Origin of the sequence: Corynebacterium pilbarense (assembly GCF_026930265.1) — a bacterium.
Taxonomy (GTDB): domain Bacteria; phylum Actinomycetota; class Actinomycetes; order Mycobacteriales; family Mycobacteriaceae; genus Corynebacterium; species Corynebacterium pilbarense.
Window position 1 is genome coordinate 1 of record NZ_JANRML010000022.1, and the last position, 17,273, is coordinate 17,273.

General features: G+C 64.6%; 22 protein-coding genes and 1 pseudogene. 15 read left to right on the forward strand and 8 right to left on the reverse strand.

The genetic code is table 11. The features are described from left to right. Window positions 1-175: 175 nt before the first annotated feature. From NUW87_RS10745 to NUW87_RS10780, 8 genes are all read left to right on the forward strand, one after another. Window positions 176-427 carry a DUF7218 family protein gene (locus NUW87_RS10745; protein WP_269028507.1) on the forward strand — a complete coding sequence of 84 codons (252 nt, stop codon included), beginning with the start codon at window positions 176-178 and terminating at the stop codon, window positions 425-427. Then, on the forward strand, window positions 420-1,085 hold the full coding sequence (locus NUW87_RS10750) for a thiamine phosphate synthase (protein ID WP_269028508.1): 666 nt from the start codon (window positions 420-422) through the stop codon (window positions 1,083-1,085). The genes NUW87_RS10745 and NUW87_RS10750 overlap by 8 nt, the downstream gene beginning before the upstream one ends. 148 nt (window positions 1,086-1,233) lie before the next feature. Continuing rightward, entirely contained in the window at window positions 1,234-2,301 is a 1,068-nt protein-coding gene (gene thiO, locus NUW87_RS10755) for a glycine oxidase ThiO (RefSeq protein WP_269028526.1), read from the forward strand. Beyond that, window positions 2,298-2,492: a sulfur carrier protein ThiS gene (thiS, locus tag NUW87_RS10760; protein ID WP_239218469.1), complete on the forward strand. Its 195-nt coding sequence runs from the start codon at window positions 2,298-2,300 to the stop codon at window positions 2,490-2,492. Before thiO ends, thiS begins: the two co-directional genes overlap by 4 nt. Window positions 2,493-2,494: 2 nt before the next feature. After that, a complete protein-coding gene (locus NUW87_RS10765; RefSeq protein ID WP_239218471.1) occupies window positions 2,495-3,277 on the forward strand; it encodes a thiazole synthase in 783 nt (260 codons plus the stop codon). Next, entirely contained in the window at window positions 3,278-4,378 is a 1,101-nt protein-coding gene (locus NUW87_RS10770) for a ThiF family adenylyltransferase (protein ID WP_269028510.1), read from the forward strand. Between the two features lie 17 nt (window positions 4,379-4,395). Then, window positions 4,396-4,827 (forward strand): hypothetical protein, encoded by a 432-nt coding sequence (locus NUW87_RS10775; protein WP_269028511.1) that lies wholly within the window; start codon window positions 4,396-4,398, stop codon window positions 4,825-4,827. Window positions 4,828-5,008: 181 nt separating this feature from the next. Beyond that, entirely contained in the window at window positions 5,009-5,410 is a 402-nt protein-coding gene (locus NUW87_RS10780) for a hypothetical protein (RefSeq protein ID WP_269028512.1), read from the forward strand. 21 nt (window positions 5,411-5,431) lie between these two features. On the opposite strand, the gene NUW87_RS10785 is transcribed toward NUW87_RS10780, so the two are convergent. Further along, window positions 5,432-6,883, reverse strand: a complete 1,452-nt coding sequence (locus NUW87_RS10785) for a purine-cytosine permease family protein (RefSeq protein ID WP_269028514.1) — start codon at window positions 6,881-6,883, stop codon at window positions 5,432-5,434. A 41-nt stretch (window positions 6,884-6,924) separates the two neighbouring features. On the opposite strand from NUW87_RS10785, the gene NUW87_RS10790 reads away from it, so the two are divergent. Then, window positions 6,925-7,608 carry a type 1 glutamine amidotransferase domain-containing protein gene (locus NUW87_RS10790; protein WP_269028515.1) on the forward strand — a complete coding sequence of 228 codons (684 nt, stop codon included), beginning with the start codon at window positions 6,925-6,927 and terminating at the stop codon, window positions 7,606-7,608. A gap of 90 nt (window positions 7,609-7,698) precedes the next feature. Here the strand turns inward: NUW87_RS10790 and NUW87_RS10795 are convergent, their stop codons facing one another. The 3 genes from NUW87_RS10795 to NUW87_RS10805 all read right to left on the reverse strand — a co-directional run bounded on the left by NUW87_RS10795 (window position 7,699) and on the right by NUW87_RS10805 (window position 10,372). Continuing rightward, complete coding sequence (locus tag NUW87_RS10795; protein WP_269028517.1) at window positions 7,699-8,307, reverse strand: hypothetical protein; 609 nt, start codon at window positions 8,305-8,307, stop codon at window positions 7,699-7,701. 877 nt (window positions 8,308-9,184) lie between these two features. Continuing rightward, window positions 9,185-9,895: an IS6 family transposase gene (locus NUW87_RS10800; RefSeq protein WP_269028518.1), complete on the reverse strand. Its 711-nt coding sequence runs from the start codon at window positions 9,893-9,895 to the stop codon at window positions 9,185-9,187. A gap of 87 nt (window positions 9,896-9,982) precedes the next feature. Further along, entirely contained in the window at window positions 9,983-10,372 is a 390-nt protein-coding gene (locus NUW87_RS10805; protein ID WP_004601215.1) for a heavy metal-responsive transcriptional regulator, read from the reverse strand. Between the two features lie 108 nt (window positions 10,373-10,480). On the opposite strand from NUW87_RS10805, the gene merA reads away from it, so the two are divergent. From merA to NUW87_RS10835, 6 genes and pseudogenes are all read left to right on the forward strand, one after another. After that, window positions 10,481-11,905: a mercury(II) reductase gene (gene merA / locus NUW87_RS10810; protein ID WP_269028519.1), complete on the forward strand. Its 1,425-nt coding sequence runs from the start codon at window positions 10,481-10,483 to the stop codon at window positions 11,903-11,905. Between the two features lie 34 nt (window positions 11,906-11,939). Continuing rightward, entirely contained in the window at window positions 11,940-12,593 is a 654-nt protein-coding gene (gene merB / locus NUW87_RS10815; protein ID WP_269028520.1) for an organomercurial lyase MerB, read from the forward strand. Window positions 12,594-12,611: 18 nt separating this feature from the next. Continuing rightward, window positions 12,612-12,935, forward strand: coding sequence for a mercuric ion transporter MerT (merT, locus tag NUW87_RS10820; protein ID WP_500683253.1), 324 nt, complete (start codon window positions 12,612-12,614; stop codon window positions 12,933-12,935). Between the two features lie 119 nt (window positions 12,936-13,054). After that, window positions 13,055-13,537 (forward strand): TlpA family protein disulfide reductase, encoded by a 483-nt coding sequence (locus tag NUW87_RS10825; RefSeq protein WP_228496497.1) that lies wholly within the window; start codon window positions 13,055-13,057, stop codon window positions 13,535-13,537. Beyond that, on the forward strand, window positions 13,534-14,490 hold the full coding sequence (locus tag NUW87_RS10830) for a cytochrome c biogenesis CcdA family protein (RefSeq protein WP_269028522.1): 957 nt from the start codon (window positions 13,534-13,536) through the stop codon (window positions 14,488-14,490). The genes NUW87_RS10825 and NUW87_RS10830 overlap by 4 nt, the downstream gene beginning before the upstream one ends. 375 nt (window positions 14,491-14,865) lie before the next feature. Next, window positions 14,866-15,016, forward strand: a pseudogene (locus NUW87_RS10835) (IS481 family transposase); the annotation flags it as partial. Between the two features lie 263 nt (window positions 15,017-15,279). Here NUW87_RS10835 and NUW87_RS10840 read toward each other — a convergent pair. From NUW87_RS10840 to NUW87_RS10855, 4 genes are all read right to left on the reverse strand, one after another. Continuing rightward, the gene (locus tag NUW87_RS10840) at window positions 15,280-15,594 is read right to left on the reverse strand and encodes an NIPSNAP family protein (protein ID WP_230208643.1); all 315 of its coding nucleotides are present in this window, start codon (window positions 15,592-15,594) and stop codon (window positions 15,280-15,282) included. 105 nt (window positions 15,595-15,699) lie between these two features. After that, window positions 15,700-16,029 (reverse strand): DMT family transporter, encoded by a 330-nt coding sequence (locus NUW87_RS10845; protein ID WP_034666342.1) that lies wholly within the window; start codon window positions 16,027-16,029, stop codon window positions 15,700-15,702. Continuing rightward, on the reverse strand, window positions 16,026-16,385 hold the full coding sequence (locus NUW87_RS10850) for a DMT family transporter (protein ID WP_038610824.1): 360 nt from the start codon (window positions 16,383-16,385) through the stop codon (window positions 16,026-16,028). The genes NUW87_RS10845 and NUW87_RS10850 overlap by 4 nt, the downstream gene beginning before the upstream one ends. Next, the gene (locus tag NUW87_RS10855; RefSeq protein ID WP_034666346.1) at window positions 16,382-16,927 is read right to left on the reverse strand and encodes a TetR/AcrR family transcriptional regulator; all 546 of its coding nucleotides are present in this window, start codon (window positions 16,925-16,927) and stop codon (window positions 16,382-16,384) included. The genes NUW87_RS10850 and NUW87_RS10855 overlap by 4 nt, the downstream gene beginning before the upstream one ends. Window positions 16,928-17,273 lie beyond the last annotated feature (346 nt).

The window sequence follows — 17,273 nt, forward strand, 5'->3', positions numbered from 1 at the left end:
CCATGTCCAATAAGTCACCAGACTCCATGTCCAATAAGTGACCAGACTCCGCGTCCAAAATGTCCATAGACATAACAGTCATCTGCTAGTTCCGTTTTCGAGCAACTAGCAGATCCGCAAATCACCGCCCGCAACCCGCCCCACCGGGACCTCAAAAACGCATAGGCTGGCGGCCATGGCTGATTCGATCAAGGATCCCGAGCTCTACGAGGCCCTGCTGCGCGAGGGCAACTCCAAGTCCAAGGCGGCCGCCATCGCCAACGCCGCGGCGCGCGACGGCCGCTCGGCTGTCGGCGAGCGCGGCGGCGAGTCCGGCTCCTACGAGGATTGGACCAAAGACGATCTGTATGAACGCGCCAAGGAGCTCGACATCGAGGGCCGCTCCGAGATGACCAAAGACGAGTTGATCGAGGCGCTGCGTGACTAAGCCGCTTGATCTGCGCTGTTACTTCGTTACCGGCCAGGGCGCGGACGTCGTGGAGCGCGCCCGCCAGGCCGCGGCCGGCGGCGCGGGCGTGATCCAGGTGCGCTCGAAGCCGATCTCCGCGCGCGAGCTCTACGCGCTCTCCCGCGCCGTCGCAGAAGCAGTCCACTCCGTCAACCCGCAAACGCATGTGCTTATCGACGACCGCGCCGACGTCGCCGCCGCCCTCCGCAACCAGGGCATCTCCGGCGTCCACGTCGGCCAGGACGACCTAGACGTGCGCGTGGTGCGCGAGCTGCTTGGCCCGGACGCGATCATCGGCCTGACCACCGGCACCCTGGAGCTGGTCCAGGCCGCCAACGAGAACAGGGGCGTCATCGATTACATCGGCTGCGGGCCGTTCCGCTCCACCCCGACGAAGGATTCCGGCCGCGCCCCGATCGGGCTCGACGGCTACCCAGAGCTGGTGGCCGCTTCCGAGCTGCCGCTGGTGGCCATCGGCGACGTCACCGCCGACGACGCCTACGATCTCGCCGCCCAGGGCGTGGACGGGCTGGCCATTGTGCGCGGCATCATGCACGCGGACAACCCGAAGGCGTATTGCGAACGCGTCGTCGCCGAGTTCGACCACGGTGCGCAGGCCCACGCAGCCACGAGCTAGCCACACAACCCCAGAGGAAGCACCCCTGAGTAAGGCCGAAATTAGGGCAAACTCGTGCTTTGTTCCTCAGGGTCTGTGCGCACGGGCGTCGCTGAGGTCCGGCTGAACCACGCGAAACTCGCTTCCACACCGACACGAACGCGCTACCCTGTCAAGCGTGAATGTTTCGGTCGTCGGCGCAGGAATTATCGGCCTGGCCACCGCGCTTACGCTCGCGGACCGCGGCCACACGGTCACGGTCCACGACCCCGAGCCTGCCTCCGGCGCCTCCCATCACGCAGGTGGCATGCTCGCCCCGACGGCGGAGGTCGTGTACAAGCAGGACCCCCTCTTCCCGCTGATGCGCGCCTCCGCCGAGTGGTATCCCGAGCTGATCGAGCTCACCGCGAAGTACACGGACCTTCCCACGGGGTACCGCACGGACGGCACCCTCGTGGTCGCGCGCGACATCGCGGACAAGACCCACCTGGACGAGCTGCGCGATTACCAGTCCCGGCACGGCATGGCGGTGGACAAGCTCACCGTGCGCCAGGCCCGGAAGCTGGAGCCGGCGCTCTCCCCCGCCATCAACGGCGCGGTCAGCATCGACGGCGACCACCAGGTCCAGCCCCGCCTGTTCACGCGTGCGATTCTCGACGCCTGCCGGTCCGCCAACGTCACCTTCACCACCGACCGCATCGACAGCCTCGACCAGCTCGACAACGCCGACCAGGTTGTCGTCGCCAACGGCCTCGGCGCCCAAGAGCTCGTCCCAGGCCTAGACCTGCGCCCGGCGTACGGCGACGTCCTGCACGTGCGGGTCCCGCAGCACCAGTACCCGCTGCTTACACGGGTAGTCCGCGGGTTCGTGGAGGACCGCCCCGTCTACCTCATCCCTAGAAAAGACGGCACGCTGACCATCGGCGCGACCACCCGTGAGGACGGTCGCGGTCAGCCCCAGGTCCAGGGCATCCACCAGCTGCTGCGTGACGCCATCGAGCTCGTTCCGGCGCTGGAGGAGTGCGACTTCGTCGAGGCCACCGCGGGCGCGCGCCCCGGCACGCCGGACGACTTGCCCTACCTCGGCCGCGTCGACGAGCGCACGGTCGTGTCCACTGGCTACTTCCGGCACGGGATTCTGCTGGCGGGGTTGGGGGCGCGGGTTGGGGCGGAGCTCGTCGATAGGCAAGAGCCCTCAATAGACTTGTCCGCGTGCGACCCGAGGAGGCATTCATGAACATCACGCTCAACGGAGAAGCAGCCACCACCGCCGCCACGACGGTAGAAGAGCTGGTAAAAGAGGTCGGCGCGCCCGCCGACGGCACCGCGGTGGCCATCGACGGCGAGGTCGTGCCGCGCTCGCAGTGGGGGCGCAAGCTTATCGACGGATGCGCCGCCGACATCCTCACCGCAGTGCAAGGAGGCTAAACGTGCTGGAGATTGCCGGAAAGCAGTTCGGCTCGCACCTGATCATGGGCACGGGCGGGGCGAGTTCTTTTGACATGCTGGAGCAGGCGCTTGAAGCCTCCGGCACGGAGCTGACCACGGTGGCGATGCGCCGCCACTCCGCCACCACCGGCGGCGGCGAGAGCGTGTTCGACCTGCTCAAGCGCTTAAATATCGCGCCGCTGCCGAACACGGCCGGCTGCCGCACCGCGCGCGACGCGGTGATCACGGCGAAGCTGGCGCGCGAGGCGCTGGGCACCGATTGGGTGAAACTCGAGGTCATCGCGGACGACCGCACGCTGCTGCCCGATGTGGTGGAGACCGTGGACGCCTGCGAGATGCTCGTCGACGAGGGATTTACCGTGCTGGCCTACACCTCCGACGACCCGGTGGCCGCCAAGCGCTTAGAGGATTTGGGGGCGGCTGCGGTGATGCCGCTGGGCTCGCCGATCGGCACCGGGCTTGGCATTTTGAACCCGCACAACATCGAGCTGATCTGCTCACGCGCGGAGGTGCCAGTGCTTATCGACGCCGGGGTGGGCACCGCCTCCGACGCCTCGCTCGCCATGGAGCTGGGCTGCTCGGGCGTGCTGCTGGCGAGTGCGGTGAACCGCTGCCAGGACCCGGTGGCGATGGCGCAGGCCATGCGGCATGCGGTGGAGGCCGGCAGACTTGCGCGCGCCGCCGGGCGGATTCCGAAGCGCGAGCACGCCGTGGCGTCCTCCACCTTCGACGGCCTGGCCAGCTGGGCGGACGAGGTTCTATAGGTGCTGCCCGAGCGAGAACTCAAGCGCACCGCGCGCCAGATGAACCTGCCCGGCTTCGGCCCGGAGCAGCAACAGCGCCTGCACGACGCCCACGTGCTGGTCATCGGCGCGGGCGGCCTGGGCTGCCCCGTCATGCAGACGCTGGCGGCAACCGGCGTCGGCCGCATCACGGTGTGGGACGACGACACGGTGGACCTGACCAACATCCACCGCCAAATCCTCTTCGGCGCTTCCGACGTGGGCCGCCGGAAGGTCGACGTAGCCGCCGAGCGCCTGCGTGCCCTGCAGCCGGACATCCAGGTCACGGCGGTGAACAACAGGCTCAGCCCCGACAATTTCATCGAGGCGCTCGAGGGCGTCGACTTGCTCATCGACGGCTCCGACACGTTTGCCACCAAGTTCATGGCCGCCGACGCCGCCGAGGTCACCGGCACGCCGCTGTTGTGGGGCTCCGTGCTGCGCTACCGCGGCGACATCGCTCTGTGGTGGTCTGGCCCCGGCGCGCCCGCGGATGGGGTCGGTCTTCGCGACCTCTACCCCACCCAGCCGGACGCGGATTCCGTGCCGGACTGCGCCACCGCCGGCGTGCTCGGCGTGACCACCTCGGTGGTCGGCTCGCTCATGTCCACCGAGGCGGTGAAGTTCCTCGCCGGCATCGGCGAGATTCAGGTGGGCCGGCTGCACATGTACGACGCGCTTTCCGCCACGATGCGCCGCTTCACCGTCACCCGCGACCCGGCGCGCGAGCTCGCCACGCACTTGGGCACCTACACCGAGGCGTGCTCGGTAAGCACCGAAGGGCAATCGCTTTTCGACGCCCTCACGGCCCACCACCTGCCCTCCCTCGACGTCCGCGAACCGCACGAGAAGGCGATCGCGGATCTGCCCGTGCCGGGGATAAACCTCCCGCTCAGCGAGGTGGAGCGGGACCCGGAGGCGGTATCGAGGACGCTTGAGCAGTTCTCGCCCGGCGACGAGGTTGTTGTGTATTGCGCGGGTGGTGTGCGCTCCGAAGGGTTCGTCGAGAAGCATGGCGCCCTGGCCAAAACTGTGGGAATTTCTTTGAAATCTTTGCCCGGTGGCGTGCAACGCTGGACATAAACTGCAATACTTTTGTCATGCAGATCACAAAGACCGCCCCCATTGTTGCCACCGCCACTCTCATCGCTGCCGCAGCGCTTGCGCCGGCCGCATCCGCCAACAGCGCCGCCTACTCCAACACCGCAGGCGACGTCCGCTGCGAGATCTACCAGCTCCAGGGCACCACGAAGACCATCTGCGTGTCCGACACCGCGCGCCAAACCCAGCCGGAGTGTAACCCGCCGGGCCAGCTCATCCCGGCCGTGAGCGTCGGCGCGGGATCCGCCGAGGTCCACTGCTGGAACCAGGGCTTTACCAACCCGCCCCAGAAGCTGAACCCCCTGCAGGTCAAGCAGCTCGGCTCCGCCTACATCGCCCCAGATTTCTCCGGCAACCTGTACGTGGCGGACATTGCCACCCGCGCGGTCATCCGCGCCGGCACCGCCAACCAGGTGCTGTTCAAGCTCTAAACCCAAATACACGAACGCCCGTTCGACACTGGAGGTTTCCGTGTCGAGCGGGTTTTTATAATGCCCGGCTAGTACAACCGAGTTCCACCACAACCGCATAAAGGAGGCGCCCTTGGGCGAGATTTTGAGAGCCGCCGTGTACTGCGCAAAACCGCCGTCGCTCTTCCCCTTGGAACTGCATATGTTGGCCGACATCGCACGGAACGCTGACGATCACTCAGGACCCGTCCTGGACACCGACGGCACCGTGCGCGAGGCCCGCAGGGGTTACGTGCGAGTCCTGGGAGATCCGAAGGACACACTCGGCTTGAAGGCGAACATGCTGGAAACCCGCATGTTCATCTTCACCGCTACGGGCTGGATCCAACCCGCGGAAGGCCCGGAACACGACGGCGCGTTCCAGCTCAACGTGCCCCGCCTGCAGCGGCTACTCGACGCGGCTGAGGCAGCGATGGCCGCCGGTGAGCCGGACGCAGACGCCATCGCTGAGGCGGACCGGGAGCTGCCCGGCGACTTCGACGCGCAAGCTCCGGACCTGGCGGACCAGGTGGACCGCCTGCTGGTCCGCAACCCGGCCACGTAGCCCCGCTTCCCGGCGGGAGCGCTAAGCCGCGCTCCCCTCCTGGCGGCGGATGCGACCCCGGCGCGCAAACCACGCGGCCACGAAAGAGAGCACGAGCGCGACCAGCACGCCGAGGTTCGCGTCCGCCCAGTGCTCGCCAACCAGCGGCAGGAGGTAGCCCTGCCAGTTGTTCCAGGCAGCTTCTTCGGCGAACATGTTGGCTACCAGGCCCCAACCGATTATCGAGGCGACGACCAGGGTGCCGATAGAGATCCAGTCGACTGCGCCGTAGCGGCCTTCGGCGCGATAAAGCGCGGGCTCGTCATAGTCCTGGGTGCGGGAGTAGATGTCCGCGATGAGGATGCCCGCCCAGCTGGCCAGCGGCACCCCGAGGGTGATCAGGAAGGATTGGAACGGCCCGAGGAAGCTTTGCGCGAAGAAGACCACCCAGATGGTGCCGAGGGTCAGAATCACACCGTCGATCGCGGCTGCCGCGGGGCGCGGGATGTTGATGCCCAAGGTCAGAAGTGTCAGGCCCGAGGAGTAGATGCCGAGCACCGCGCCGGAGACCAGTGCGAGCACCGCGGTGATCAAAAATGGCACGAGCACCCAGGTGGGAAGCACCACGGCGAGCGCGCCGATCGGATCATCGGCGATCGCTTCCGCCAGCGCCTCGTCGGACGCGGCGAGCAGCAGCCCGAAGACCACCAGGATGGCGGGCGCGATGGCGCCGCCGAAGGTGTTCCAGAAGATGATGGCGGAATCCGGGGTGTCGCGGCGCTGGTAGCGCGACCAGTCGGCGGCGATGTTGATCCAGCCCAGGCCGAAGCCCGTCATCACCATCACCAGCGCGCCGACCACGCTGCCAGCGGAACCGGAGGGGATGGACTGGACCGCGGCCCAGTCGATGCGCGGGATGGTCAGCGCCATGTACAGCACGGTCACGGCGCCGGTGATCCAGGTCAGCACCGACTGCAGCTTCATAATCGTGTGGTAGCCCAGCACCGACGCCGCCACGATCAGCCCGGCAACGATCGCGGTAGCGATGACCTTGGTGGCGGTGCCCGGGTTGCCGCCGAGCTCGCGGATCACTGTAGTGGTGGCCAGCACCGCCATAATGGACAAAAACGTCTCCCAGCCAATCGACGTCAGCCACGAAACGATGCCAGGCACCTTCTGCCCTTGCACGCCGAACGCTGCGCGCGAGAGCACCATCGTCGGCGCGGAGCCGCGCTTGCCTGCCACGGCGATGAGCCCGCAGAGGAAGAACGAGAAGGTCACCCCGAGCGCGGTCACAAGCGCGCCCTGCCAGCACGACAGCCCGAACCAGAGCACGAACGAGCCGTAGGAGATACCGAAGACTGAGATGTTGGCGGCGAACCACGGCCAGAACAGGTCAGAGGGTTTCGCGGTGCGCTCGGATTCGGGAACGATGTCGATGCCCAGGGTTTCTACTACTGGCGCACTATTCGCTGTGGGTATGCTGTGTGACATACATGGACTATACGTGGCGGCCAAGCCCGCATAATGGTCTTATGAAATTTCTTGCGCTTTCCACCAGCGTCCACCGCTACACCGACTCCGGCATCCACACCGGCATGTGGCTCGGCGAGTACACGCACTTCTACGACGTGCTCACCGAAGCCGGCCACGAGGTCACCCTCGCCAGCGTCGACGGCGGCGCCGTATCCATCGACCCGGTGAGCCTGAAAACCCCGGTGATCCAGCTCGGCGGCACGAACAAACGCTACGAGGACCGCGAGTTCATGAACCAACTCGACGACACCCCCGCGATCGCGGATGTGAACCTCGACGAATTCGCTGGCATTTACCTCATCGGCGGCCACGGCACCATGTTCGACTTCACCAATGACGAGGTGAAAAAGGCCGTCGCCCAATTCGCCGACGCAGACAAGATCGTCGCCGCGGTCTGCCACGGCCCGTGCGGTCTGCTCGACGTCACCCTCGCCAACGGCACCAAGCTTCTCGACGGCCGCCACGTCACCGGCTACTCCTGGACCGAAGAGAAACTCGCCCGCCGCACCGAGGAAGTCCCCTTCAGCCTGGAAGAGAAACTCCGCGACCAGGCCGGCGAATACACCACCGCGAAGATCCCGATGACCAAGCACGTCGTCGTGGACGGCAAGCTCATCACCGGCCAGAACCCCACGTCGGCAGCGGGGGTTGGCGAGGCGGTGCTGGAGGCGCTTGGCAAATAGGCCTTCAGCACTTGTTGATTGAACTCAATGACCCGGTTCGACGCATGAAGAACCCTCCCCATGGAAAATCTGGGGAAGGTAGATAAGGTGCTAGAACGGCAATGCCGCTTGCAGCTGCGGGTTACTGACCAACACAGCGCCAATACCACCGATAAGGCCAAGAAGGCCGATCACGATCGCGATGATCGCACCCGTGGAGCTTCCGCTATCCTGCTTCGGCGTCTGAGAAATGGCCGGGGTCTTTGTAGGAGCCAAAGTTTCGGTAGCAATTGAGGGGGGCTGAGCCGTTTCGGGTGTGACACTTCGAGCCTGCAGCTGAAGTGTGGAGAGCTCCGAGCTCCCGTCAGAGTAATCGAAACGGACCACGATCTCTGCGTTGCCAGCCTTGGAGGGTTTTACATCGAGAGAGGTCACGGCTGACTGTGCCTCCCATCCGTTGGGAACATCCATCGGCACAACAGTGGTGCCACTAGGCAAATCACTAAATGTGAGAGAGTTCCACGAGTTGGTGTCAACCAAATTTGAGTAAAGGTGCGGGTTATGCACATATCGCTGCGCTGGGTACACGACGAAGTTGTGCGTGTAGATCTCTTCTGACCCATCTGGATAGGTGACGTGGAATCTGACCTTGTTAGAGTTTTTCCCTTTCGAGTACGGATTATTCTCTTTCGAGGCGTGCTCCTTTGGGAAAATCTGCAACAGAAGTTCTTCGTAACGTGCCCCCCCCATGCAGGTTGCACAAGAAGACCATCCTGCTTGATTCCGCTTCCCCTGTTTTGGTCGTGAATCTCGTACACGGTTCCTTCAGGCAAACCTGAGACGGTTACCCACTCGGCAGAATCTTTCAAACCGAATGGTTTCGGAGCGGCCTCAATCACAGGATCGAAGCGTTCTGCCATTGTGCGATCGGCACCCAAGGCGAGGGGTTGAACCGTCCCGGTAGTACCGACAGTCACTCCCAGGACAAGAGCGACCGCAATTCTTCGATTTTTCAAGGCTTCCTTCAGGATATGGGCGAGTTTAATTCAGGTAACCTTAGCAGGCGACCAAGACACACTTGTTCGTCGGAATCACTTTTGGCCCCACCCAACCCCGCATCGCTTCGCCCGCGCCGGTGCGCACATCCAGCCCAACGCGCAGAACATCCTCTACCTACAACGAGATCCAGGAGATGATGCAACTGATGCACGCGAATGACTACTCCAACAACAACTACATCAAGTCAGCGTACGGACCCCTGTATCCATGCAGGTTAAAGGACGCTTCTACACCGTGAAGACTAAAGACAACGACGTAGAGCGCTGAACTGAGGCGGATCTCTTGGAACGTCTTTTGTCACCGCGCAACATCCATCACGGAACCAGCAAAGCTCCTGTTCAAAACCTCTTTTTTCGCGCGATAGTGCACTCCTCTACCGCACTTTTGACACCGCGCGTTATTACACCCGTCATGGCTCCGATTAACCACGAGATTTGGATTCGGGGTTCGTGACACATTCGGTGCTGTTGCAAACTTCAGGCGGAGAGCCGTGACGACCCAGTCTTCATCCTCTGATGCTCGCTGCGGGTCGGCGTTCTCAGGCAGCCTCGAACACCCGGCTGACGATCACCGCATCCGGGTTCGGTTGCTCGTAGGCAAACATCGCGCCCTGGCCTTTCCGTAATGAGTGCATCGCTTCCATCCCTTTCAACGTCCGGTACGCCGAGGTCCGGTTTTTGAACGCCCCCTTCGGTCCGAGGATCCGTTTCAGCCGCCCATGATCTCCTTCAATGACGTTATTGAGGTATTTCACCTGCCAGTGTTCCACGGTCTGCGGGCAGATTCCCTCTGACTTCAACTCGGCGATTGCCCTGGCCAGGGAGGGTGCTTTATCGGTGTTGATCACCCGCGGGAACCCGGTTATCGTGTTCGACCTCAGGGTCTTGGCCAGGAAACGCTTCGCTGCGGCGACATTACGCTTTGGGGACAGGTAAAAATCCAGGGTATGCCCACCCGCGGTGATGGCCCGATAGAGGTAGCACCACTTTCCCCCGACCCGGATATAGGTCTCGTCCACCCGCCAGGACCGGGCCTGCCAATCCGGGACTTGTCGGTACCACCGGGTCTGCTTGTCCAGCTCAGGAGCATATTTCTGGACCCAGCGGTAGATGGTGCTGTGATCGACCGGTACGCCGCGTTCGGTCATCATTTCTTCCAGATCGCGGTAGCTGAGCCCGTAGCGGCAGTACCACCGGACCGCCCACAGGATGATTTCACGGGGGAAATGAGGACCGGAGAAGATGCCCATGGCTGTGATTATTTCACGCAGGTCTTCCTGTCGCCCGAACTTTGCAACAGCACCCTTTTGGCGGTCCAGGAGGTGTGCCCAATTGGATTACAAGTACCTACACACTTGATCGGTGCTGCACGTTTCAGGGTCCGGGTGTGCGGCGTCCTGTCTGAGGTCCGCGATAGTGTCGCGCAGCACGGAGAGCTGCGCGATCTGCTGCTCGATCTCAGCGAGGCGCACGTCAAGCAGGTCGCGCACGTGCTCGCAGGGCGCCTGGCCGCCGTCGCGGATGTCGAGGATCTGGCGGATCTGGGCGAGGGTCAGCCCGGCGGCCTGGCCCCGGTGGATGAACCCGACCCGACCCACGGCATCCTCGGCGTAGTCCCGATAGCCGGAGGCCAATCGCTCGGCCGGAGGGAGCAGCCCCGACTCCTCGTAGAACCGCAGGGTCTTGGTCGTGGTTCCGGTTGCTTCCGCAAGCTGTCCGATCCTCATGTTCGCCGATTCCCCTTCCAATGGCCACCACACTTGACCTTCCATTGTACTGGAAGGTTCACAATGGTTCCATAGGAACTTTTGAACCACAGGGAAGAGACATCTGGAATGACAAACGAAAAGTTCGATCTGGCGATTATTGGTTCCGGCGGCGGAGCGTTTGCGGCCGCGATCCGGGCCACCGGACTGGGCAAGCGCGTCGTGATGGTGGAGCGCGGCACCGTGGGCGGGACATGCGTGAACACGGGCTGCGTCCCGTCGAAGGCGCTCCTGGCTGCCGCGGAGGCCCGCCACGTGGCGTTGGATTCGGCCCGCTTCCCTGGGGTGGCGGCCTCGGCGGGCCCGGTGGACATGCCGGCCCTGATTCAGGGCAAGGCCGCGCTGGTTGAAAGCATGCGCACGGAGAAGTACGTCGATCTGGCCGCGGACTACGGGTGGACGATGATCTCGGGGGACGCGTCGTTCACCGGAACCCAGGACGCACCGCTGCTCCGGGTGATCTCCCCGGATGGTGCAGTGAGAACGATCGAGGCCGGGCACTACCTCGTGGCCACTGGCTCCGCACCCTACGTGCCGCCCGTTCCCGGACTGGCCGAGGCCGGGTACCTGACCTCGACGACGGCGATGGAACTGGACGAGGTGCCCGAATCAATGCTGATCCTGGGCGGAGGCTACGTTGCCCTGGAGATGGCACAGCTTTTCTCCCGGCTGGGCTCCCGGGTGACCATGCTGGTCCGTTCCCGGTTGGCCTCGCAGGAGGAACCGGAGGCATCCAAGGCGTTGGCGGGGGTGTTCGCCGACGAGGGGATCCGGGTGGTCCGGCGGGCCATGGCCGACTCCGTGACCTCCGGCCCGGACGGGGTCTCGGTGACGGCAAACGTGGCCGGGGGCGAGGAGGTGTTCCGCGCTTCCCGCATCCTCGTGGCACTGGGCCGCCGCCCGGTGACCGAGGGACTGGACCTTGACGCCGTCGGGGTGAAGACCGGCGCATCCGGCGAGATCGTGGTCGATTCCCGCCTGGCCACGTCCAACCCGCGGGTTTGGGCCGCCGGGGACGCGACCGGCCATCGGGAGTTCGTTTACGTCGCAGCGGCCCACGGCGCCCTGGCCGTGGACAATGCGTTCACCGATGCCCTGGCCGAGGTCGACTACCGGCACCTGCCCCGTGTCACCTTCACCAGTCCCGCCATCGGGGCGGTCGGGATGACGGAAAAGGAAGCTGTCGCCGCCGGGATCAGCTGCGAGTGCCGGGTCCTCCCCCTGGAGTACGTGCCGCGAGCCGTGGTCAACCGCGACACCCGCGGCTTCATCAAGGTTGTCGCGGACCGCGACACCGGACGGATCCTGGGCCTCTCCGCGGTGGCCAAGGACGCCGGGGAGATCGCCGCCGCCGGCGTCTACATCCTCGAAGCGGGCATGACCACCGCGCAGGTCGCCGCCGCCTGGAGCCCCTACCTGACGATGGCCGAGGGCATCAGGATCGCCGCCAAGGCCTTCAACACCGACGTCTCCAAGCTCTCCTGCTGCGCCTGAGCTGCAGCCCCCACTACCGAAGCAAAGGAATGCCATGACCGCCACTGACCAGGCCCTCACCTATCTGTTGTCCCCCGCGCGCTCCGGAATAGACCCGGAATTGTTCGTGCCGCTGCTGCGGCTCCTGGCCGAGGGCGAGCCCGTCACGGTCGCCGAACTGGCCACCGCCAGTGGCCGGAGCGAAGACACGGTCCGGCAGGGACTGGCCGCCGTCCCGGACACCGAGTACGACGACGAGGGCCGCATCATCGGCCTGGCCCTGACGATGCGGCCCACCCCGCATCGCTTCACCCTGGCCGGGGAACAGCTCTACACCTGGTGCGCCCTGGACACCCTCTTCTTCCCGGCCCTGATCGGGAAGGCCGCAACCATTGAGTCGACCTCCCCGGGTAGCGGGACCGTCATCCGGGTGATGACGGACGCGGACGGCACGGTGACCTCCGTGCAGCCGGCCACCGCCGTCGTGTCCATCATCAGCCACCCGGGCACGGGGCCGGTGCGGTCATCGTTCTGCAACCAGGTCCACTACTTCGCCTCCCGCGAGGACGCCCAGCCGTGGTTGGATTCCCATCCCGACGGCGAAGTCCTGGACATCGAGGCGGCACACCGGGCCGGTGCCGCCATGGCCGCCGCCCTCCTCGCCGCGGCCGCCACGCGGGCCCCCGCGGCGCAGGACTCCTGCTGCTGAGCTTTAAAAGGACATGACATGACCCAGCACCCAGAACAGCCAGACACCGGCCATCAACCCGTCCGGCAGACCGGTCGCCCCGGGCGATACCACACACTGGCCGCAGGAATCGGCATAGCAGCGGCCATGATCCTATGCTGCGCAGGACCCATCCTCATCGCCGCCGGAGCCCTCGGCGCGATCGCCGGATTCTTCTCAAATCCCCTCGTGTTACTCGCGGCCGCCACGGTGCTCCTGGCCGGGATCATCGCCGTCACCAGGCAGCGAAAACGCCGCAGGTCCGACGACTGCTGCCCTCCCGCATCCCCCGAGCACCACCGCACCGACCACGGCACCGCCTGAGTCCCCATCCCCATTCCTGGAAGGAACCACCAGACACCATGACATACCCGAGATCCCGCCGTTCTCTGTCCGTTCCCCGGCCCAGGCACCTCGCCTCCGCCCTGTTTCTGACAGCGGTCATGGCACTGACAACCGCCTGCGCCAGCTCACCGAGCGGCCCGTCGGCCGCGCCAGGCGGTTCGTCGCCCGACGCGGCCGGTGCCGTTGCTGTTACGGTCTCCGACATTGACGGCACTACCCGGACCATCCCGGACGGTAAGCCCGCAGCACTGTTCTTCTTCTCTGCCGGATGCGGTGAGTGTGTGGAAGGGGCCGATTCCCTGAACAAGGCCTCCACGGCCCTGGGAAGCTCGGCCGACTACCTCCTGGTGGACGTGGACCCCCGAGAACCGAAGGAGACCATCAACGGATTCCGCGATTACATCAAGGCCCCTGAGCTCCCTGCCGTCATCGACACCGAGGCCACACTGACCACCCGGTACAAGGTCACCTCCATAAGCACCCTGGTGGTGGTCGACGCGAAGGGCGACGTTACCTTCCGGGCCACCGACCCGTCTGCGGAAAAGATCCAAGAAGAACTCACCAAGGCCGGTGCCCAATGACAGCCCTGCTTGCCCTGGCCTTCGCCGCTGGAATGATTGCCCCCGTCAATCCCTGCGGTTTCGCCCTCCTGCCCGCCTGGATAGCCCAGACCATCGGGGACGCCCGGACGCGCCCGCTCGCGCTGCGTCTGGCCCACGGGCTCCGAGCCGGGCTCGCGCTCAGCCTCGGCTTCGCCGGGACCCTGGCAGCCTTCGGGCTGATCGTCAGCGCGGGCGCCAGGACCCTGATCAGCGCAGCGCCCTGGCTGGGAATGGCCACCGGGGTGATCCTTCTCCTGCTGGGCCTGGCCATGCTCACCGGACTCACACCACGGCTCCGTCTGCCGGCCTGGGCCACGAAACCCCGCACACAAGAAGCCGCAGGGGCAGGTCACAAAACCGGGCGCATGGTGGCCTTCGGGATCGGATACGCCGCAGCATCCCTCGGCTGCACCCTCGGGGTGCTCATGGCCGTGATCGCCCAAGCCCAGGCCGTCGCCAGCTACGCCGGGCTGCTCGCGGTCTTCGCCGCCTACGCCGCAGGCTCGGCCACTGTCCTGGTGCTCGTTTCGGCAGGCACGTCCATCGCCGGGGCCGCCCTCGGGCGAAGAATCACCGGCCTGGCCAAGCACAGCAACCGCATCGCCGCCTTCATCCTCACCATAACCGGCGCCTACCTCAGCTGGTATTGGTATCCCGCCGCCACCGGCGGAACCGCACAGGCCAACAGCCTCGCCGTATGGTCAGCCGCCGCCAGCGCCTGGATCAGCGACAACAGCACCCTGATCGCAGCCCTCGCCGCAGCCGTGGTGCTCGCATCGGCATTGGCCGCCCTCAACCGGCGCAGGAGACTGCGCATCAGACAGGGAACGCCGCCCACAGGCGAGGGCCCCGGGCAAAGCGGGGAACCCGACTGCTGCGCACCAACTCCGGACAACAACTCGACCGAGGACCGGCCAGGCACGATCCCGTAGCTGGCCGAGGACTCCCAAAAAGCAAGGGGGAGAGGGAACCGTGCCCCATCTTCTGGCAAACGAGGCGCCCGCCTATCAGGACAGGTTGGTACAGCGGCATCAGGCCGGAAGTCAATTCGTGCAGAGGACTTCGGGCAATCCGTCAGGAGCCCTCTGTACCGCCCCCGCAATGACGGGAACGTCAGTGTGGTGGACTTCGGAAAGCCACAGTGACACCCACTAGTTGTACTCGACCGTGACGTTGGTGGCACTTTCGGTCTTGTGAAATAGTTAGGCCTCCTGGCTTAGTGGAGCTGTCTAGTTCTTCACTGCCGGAGGCCTCTATGCCCAACGGTAACGCCCGCTTGACCACGCATGCGAGAGCGTTGCTGGTGGCCAGGCAAGCTCATCCATATCGATGTGAAGAAACTCAGCCGCATCCCCGACAGCGGCGGTTGGCGAGTCCACGACCGATCCGCGACCGGAAGACCCGATCGGGTTCGACCACGTCCATGCCGCTGTCGATGACCACACCCGACTCGCTTATATGGCCCACTAGCGGTCGCGGAGCGTCCTGAAAACCTAAAGTTTTATGAGACACCCGGCAGGAACTGGAATGTGAGACCGTTTCATGGGGCAATTGGCCTCCTCCCCGTCTCACTAAAGCGTCTCGCCCTAAGTTGTCGCAGGGTGGTGCTCGGTAGGGGTTTGTGAGGCATAATCGAGACATGAGGCTTTTGGGGTACACCCATCTGTACGCGCTGACCTGCGGCGTTGTGGGTTGTGCCGAGCGTGCTGCCGGAGTCCCTTTCAGTGTCCCTGGGGTAGGAGCGGCCGCATGAAGGTGCGCTCGTACCGCAGGACGCACCCGGACTCGTCTCGAATCCGGTCAGCGGCGATGAAGTCCGGGTGGGTGCCGAACAAGGTGCGGTACTGCTCGTAGGCAGCCAGGCTGGGGAAGCTGAACAGGGATTCCGCACGGTCACTCACACCTTCCGCGGGTAGGTAGTACCCGTGGTGGGTGCCGCCGTGTTCGTCGACATGCCGCATCCAAGCGCGGGCGAACTGTTCAAAGGCCGCGATCTGGTCGGGGTCGATGGTGTAGTGGACGACACAGGTGATCACATCCACAACGCTAGGCCCACAGGCGCTCATTGGGGAGCCTTTGTCTGTGCGCCTCGTGGTGCACCTGGGGCACACCAATCTGCCTGGTTTACCTGCGGAAATGCGTCAGTTCGCCAAGTTGGCGCCGATTTCAACGGTGAGAACTCCGACGGCGATGAAGAGGATGCCGAGGGCCATGGTTCGGGTGAGGGGTTCGTGGAAGATGACCCGGGCGAGGATCGCGGTGAGAGCTACGCCGGATGCTGCCCAGATGCCGTAGGCGACGCCAAGGGCCATGCCGTCGGCCAAGGCGAGACTTAAGGCGACGAACGCCACGAGATACCCCGCGATGACGCCGATGAACCATTTCTTCACCCGGCCACCGTCGGAGGCTCGTAGCGACATGGTCGCGACGACTTCGGACAAGATGGCGCCTGCGAGGAAGATCCATCTCATGAGTTGACTCCTGCTTCCTGGGCTGCGGTTTGCTGAGCTTTCTGGGAGCCGAGTTCGACGGTGAGGACACCGCTGATGATCAGAACCATTCCAAGACCCATCACAGCAGTCAGAGGTTCACCGAAAATCGCGGCGGATAGCACAGCGGCGAGCACGACCCCGCTGGCTCCCCAGATGCCATAGGCGACGCCGATCTGCATTCCTTCGCGCAGGCAGAAGGTGAGGAAGACGAAAGCGCCGATGTATCCGGCAGCAACCACGATGTACCAGGATGGGTGATTGAGCGCCGCCTTGAGAGACAGCGTCGCCGCCACTTCGGTAGTGATGGCACCAGCGAGCAGGAACCACTGCTTCATGGGGTTGTTCCTTCGATCAGGGAGCGAATGCTGGAGACGACGGCTTCGAGATCCGCGCCGTGGAGGGTGGACACACCTGTGGCCTGGGCGCCCCAGAGTCCGTCGGCGGCGAGTCGGGCGGTGGTCAGCCTGGCTCGGGTGGCGGCGTCGAGATCGTCCGGGAGTTCGAGCCAGCGGCCCATCCGCGTAGTCCACGGTTCGGTGAGTTCGGGCCGGTACGTCGCTTGGCCCCAGATGATGAACTCGGCGCGCTTGGCGGCCCCGTGGGCGGCGACGTGAACGTAGCTCAGGAGCCGCTCGGTGGCGTTGGCGTTCTCGAGGGGCTTGCCAAGGGTGGCAGTCATGTCGTTCTCGACGTTGGCCGCAGCGTGGTCGACGATCGCGGCGAGCAGTACGTCGCGGTTGCGGAAGTGATATAGCAATCCCGGTTTGGTGAGCCCGGCCTCGTGGGCCACTGCGTCAAGGGTAATGTCGCCACCCTCCGCTGCGTTCATGACGCGGAGGGCAGCTTCCAGGATCTCGGAGCGCTGACTGGTTCGCATATAGCTAACTTTACCATTTGGTAGGTGAAGCCTTCAACTGCGGGCGCTGGTAGGGGCACCTGGGGTACACCCCAAGCGAACAATTTGTGAATGAAAAAACTTCCTGTTCGCTAGGGTTAGTTCCAAGACTAACGGAACAGAACCGTCACTGCCTCTGGAGATCACTGAACAGTTGGGGGCGATCTCAGGACAAAAGGTGGGCTATGCCCGGGTGAGTTCGAAAGATCAGAACCTTGATCGTCAGATTGAACAACTCAAGGCAGAGAAGGGGAGTTGTCAGTGGGTGAATGCGCCACCTCGACTTGGAGGTTGTTGTGGCGGGTCGTTGGACTCCGAAAGATGTGAA